At 63.9% G+C, this 3,697-nt stretch carries 1 protein-coding gene, 1 tRNA gene, 2 rRNA genes and 1 pseudogene; 1 reads left to right on the top strand and 4 read right to left on the bottom strand.

Annotated elements, in window-relative coordinates; all coding sequences use genetic code 11:
- Positions 1–309: pseudogene (locus tag ACFMO5_RS03355) on the top strand (hypothetical protein); the annotation flags it as partial.
- A gap of 112 nt (positions 310–421) precedes the next feature.
- Here the strand turns inward: ACFMO5_RS03355 and ACFMO5_RS03350 are convergent.
- From ACFMO5_RS03350 to ACFMO5_RS03335, 4 genes are all read right to left on the bottom strand, one after another.
- Complete coding sequence (locus ACFMO5_RS03350; protein ID WP_376791350.1) at positions 422–1,501, bottom strand: RNA polymerase sigma factor RpoD/SigA; 1,080 nt, start codon at positions 1,499–1,501, stop codon at positions 422–424.
- A 178-nt stretch (positions 1,502–1,679) separates the two neighbouring features.
- Positions 1,680–1,751: transfer RNA gene (locus tag ACFMO5_RS03345), tRNA-Met, on the bottom strand.
- A 12-nt stretch (positions 1,752–1,763) separates the two neighbouring features.
- Positions 1,764–1,880 (bottom strand): 5S ribosomal RNA (gene rrf / locus ACFMO5_RS03340).
- 174 nt (positions 1,881–2,054) lie between these two features.
- Positions 2,055–3,626, bottom strand: a 16S ribosomal RNA gene (locus ACFMO5_RS03335).
- Positions 3,627–3,697: the final 71 nt, after the last annotated feature.

The raw sequence follows: 3,697 nt of genomic DNA, 5'->3' as shown, positions 1-3,697 counted from the left end.
CAGCTTTTCCTGCGAAGCTGGCAGGAGGATGCGGAGAGCGGGAGGCTCCTCCTCTGGTTTGAAGCGCGGCGGGTCGATGCGGCGGCTCAACGTTTAGAGGTGATGTTTCTGGTTGAGGAGCGCGAGCCCAACGGGACATGGCGGCGCTGGGCTTTCCCAAGCCGAATGCGTTTCGTGTGGCCAGGGGAGCTCCGGCTGTTGCTGGAAAGCTGCGGTTTCACCGTAGAGACAATGTTCGGCGCCTACGATCTCACACCCTATCGGGAGGATAGCCCGCAGATGCTGGTCGTCGCCCGGCGCATCCATTGAACCTTTGGGGCGCACAGCGGTGCCCCAGGCTGATCCTAGGTGAAGGTTAATGGAAAAGGGGCCGGCGGTGGAACACCGCCGGCCCCTGATTAGGCTCACCCCACTAAGGTCCTCATGCCGCTTTCAGGAACTCCCGCATCTGGCGCACCTTCAACTGCTTGCGCAGGTAACGCAGGGCCTCCGCCTCGATCTGGCGGATCCGCTCCCGGCTTAACCCGAACCGCTGGGCCACTTCCTCGAGGGTGTAGGAGCGGCCGTCCTCGAATCCATAACGGAGCCGGAGGACCCGGGCATGGCGGCTGGGGAGCTCGTTGAGAAGCTCCTCGATCTGTTCCTGCAGCAGCTGGTCAGCCACCATCTCATCCGGCGCGGGGGTCTCCACATCCCGGATAGCGCCCTCCAGGGTGGTTTCGCCCTCGTCATCCATGGGTTCCTCCAGCGAGAGCAGCGGCCGGGCGGCGTTCCAGAGCCATTCCACCTTATCGGTGTCCGTGCCCATCCGCTCCGCCACCTCCTCAGGGGTGGCCGGGCGGCCGGCTTCCTGCTCGATCTGATGAGCGATGCGCTGGGCCTTTCGGAGCTGCTCCTGGGCGTGGATCGGCAGGCGGATGGTGCGGGCCTGCATGGCCAGGGCTCGGGTGATGGCCTGGCGGATCCACCAGGTGGCGTAAGTCGAGAAGCGCCGACCCCGCTTCGGATCAAAGCGCTCCACCGCTTTCATCAGGCCCAGGTTCCCTTCCTGGATCAGATCCAGAAGAGGAACTCCAAGGCCTTGATATTTCTTGGCCACGCTGATGACCAGCCGGAAGTTCGAGGTGATCAACTTCTCCCGGGCCTGCCGGCCTTCTTCGACCAGTCGCTCCAGGCGCTGGCGGACTTCTGGCGGAAGATGGCCATCACGGGCCAGCCGTCGGGCCGCTTCGCGCCCACGGGCCATGCGCGTGGCCAGTTCCTTCTCCTCCTCCGCCGTGAGCAGTGGATGGTCGGTGACCTCGCGGAAATACAAAGAGATCAGATCCCGATCCTCCGCCAGCTCACCCAGGACCGGGAGGGAGGTTTCCTCCTCCTCCAATTCTGGCTCCAGATCCAGCTCCTCAGTGGGAACTTCCTCGTCCCAGGGCTCGACCCAGAGCTCTTCGGTTTCCAGCTCCTCCTCCTCTTCTGGGAGGATCGGGCGGTTTCGGCGCACCATGGCAACCTCCTTTGGGTCGCCAAGACCCTTAGGAATCCAGCACACCCAAGCCCTTGTGGGCACCGTGGGAAATCACCGGGAAGTAAAGAAAATAAAGAGAGGCGAGCGGTCGCTTTTACCGTCCGCCCTTCCCACAGGGGTGCAGGAGGAAGATCTGGCGGAGCCCGTTAACGATAAGTTGCGGGGGCGGGATTCGAACCCGCGACCTCCAGGTTATGAGCCTGGCGAGCTACCGCTGCTCCACCCCGCGACGCAACCATTCCCCTGGCAACGGCCTACTCTCCCAGAGGGTCGCCCCTCTAGTACCATCGGCGCTGGCGGGCTTAACTTCCGGGTTCGGGATGGGACCGGGTGTTTCCCCGCCGCTCGAGTCACCAGGGGAATGGGAGACCTTCAGGTTCAAAAAGCACACCTTAACAACTGAATTGTGGCAGGAAGGCCAGGTGTCCGGCCCTGGGACGTCAGGGGGGATTCCCCTGACGGACCACTTTTGGGGTGGGTCGAAGGGCATCCGGCTCACGCCGGGGGATCGCCCTCGACCAGCACTCCCTAGAAAGGAGGTGATCCAGCCGCAGCTTCCGCTACGGCTACCTTGTTACGACTTCGTCCCAGTCGCCGGCCCCGCCTTCGACGGCTCCTTCCCTCCCCCTCCCAGGGTCCCTCGTCGCGGAGAGGCCCTAAGAGGGGGAGGGTTAGGCCACCGGCTTCAGGCGTTGCCGACTCCCATGACGTGACGGGCGGTGTGTGCAAGGCCCGGGAACGTATTCACCGCCGTATGGCTGACCGGCGGTTACTAGCAACTCCGCGTTCATGCAGGCGGGTTGCAGCCTGCAATCCCAACTGAGCCCGGCTTTGATGGGATTGGCTCCCCCTCGCGGGTTGGCAACCCATTGTACCGGGCATTGTAGCGTGTGTGTAGCCCCGGGCATCAAGGCCATGCTGACTTGACGTCGTCCCCACCTTCCTCCGGCTTATCGCCGGCAGTCCCCCTAGACACGTGTAACTAGGGGCAGGGGTTGCGCTCGTTGCGGGACTTAACCCGACACCTCACGGCACGAGCTGACGACAGCCATGCAGCACCTGTGCCGGCTCCCCTTGCGGGGTCCCTTCCCTTTCGGGTCGGTACCACCGGCATGTCAAGCCCGGGTAAGGTTCTTCGTTTTGCATCGAATTAAACCACACGCTCCGCTGCTTGTGCGGGCCCCCGCCAATTCCTTTGAGTTTCAGCCTTGCGGCCGTACTACCCAGGCGGCGCACTTAACGCGTTAGCTTCGGCACGGAGAGCGTGGTCAGCCCCCCATACCTAGTGCGCATCGTTTAGGGCGTGGACTACCCGGGTATCTAATCCGGTTCGCTCCCCACGCTTTCGCGCCTCAGCGTCAGGGACGGGCCAGATGGCCGGCTTCCCCACTGGTGTTCCTCCCGATATCTACGCATTTCACCGCTACACCGGGAATTCCACCATCCTCTCCCGCCCTCAAGGGCTCCAGTATCGAGCGGCCTCCCCGAGTTGAGCCCGGGGCTTTCACGCCCGACTTAGAGCCCCGCCTACGCGCACTTTACGCCCAGTAAATCCGGGTAACGCTCGGCCCCTACGTATTACCGCGGCTGCTGGCACGTAGTTGGCCGGGCCTTATTCGCCGGGTACCGTCCTTTCTCGTCCCCGGCAAAAGCGGTTTACACCCCGAAGGGCTTCTTCCCGCACGCGGCGTCGCTGGGTCAGGCTTTCGCCCATTGCCCAAGATTCCCCACTGCTGCCTCCCGTAGGAGTCGGGCCCGTGTCTCAGTGCCCGTGTGGCCGGTCACCCTCTCAGGCCGGCTACCCGTCATCGGCTTGGTGGGCCATTACCCCACCAACTACCTGATGGGCCGCGGACCCCTCCCGGCGCGACCCGGTTCGTCTCCTCCCCGGGCCTTTCCTCGACGGGCCGTCCCCGCCGAGCGTATGCGGTATTAGCCCCCCTTTCGGAGGGTTATCCCCCACGCCGGGGCAGGTCATCCACGTGTTACTCACCCGTTTGCCGCTAAGAGGGCTCGGCTTACGCCTACCCCCTCTCCGCTCGACTTGCATGTGTTAGGCACGCCGCCAGCGTTCACCCTGAGCCAGGATCAAACTCTCCGTCGGCTCTTTCATCCCCAGGAGGTTGACCTCCCGGGGTGTAAGATCCAACCGCAAGACTGCCGCCGGACGTTCCC

The sequence above is a fragment of the Thermoflexus sp. genome (genome assembly GCF_042408365.1).
Classification (GTDB): domain Bacteria; phylum Chloroflexota; class Anaerolineae; order Thermoflexales; family Thermoflexaceae; genus Thermoflexus.
The sequence above is the reverse complement of the archived record's forward strand: the minus strand, read 5'-3'. Positions and strand labels throughout refer to the sequence as shown.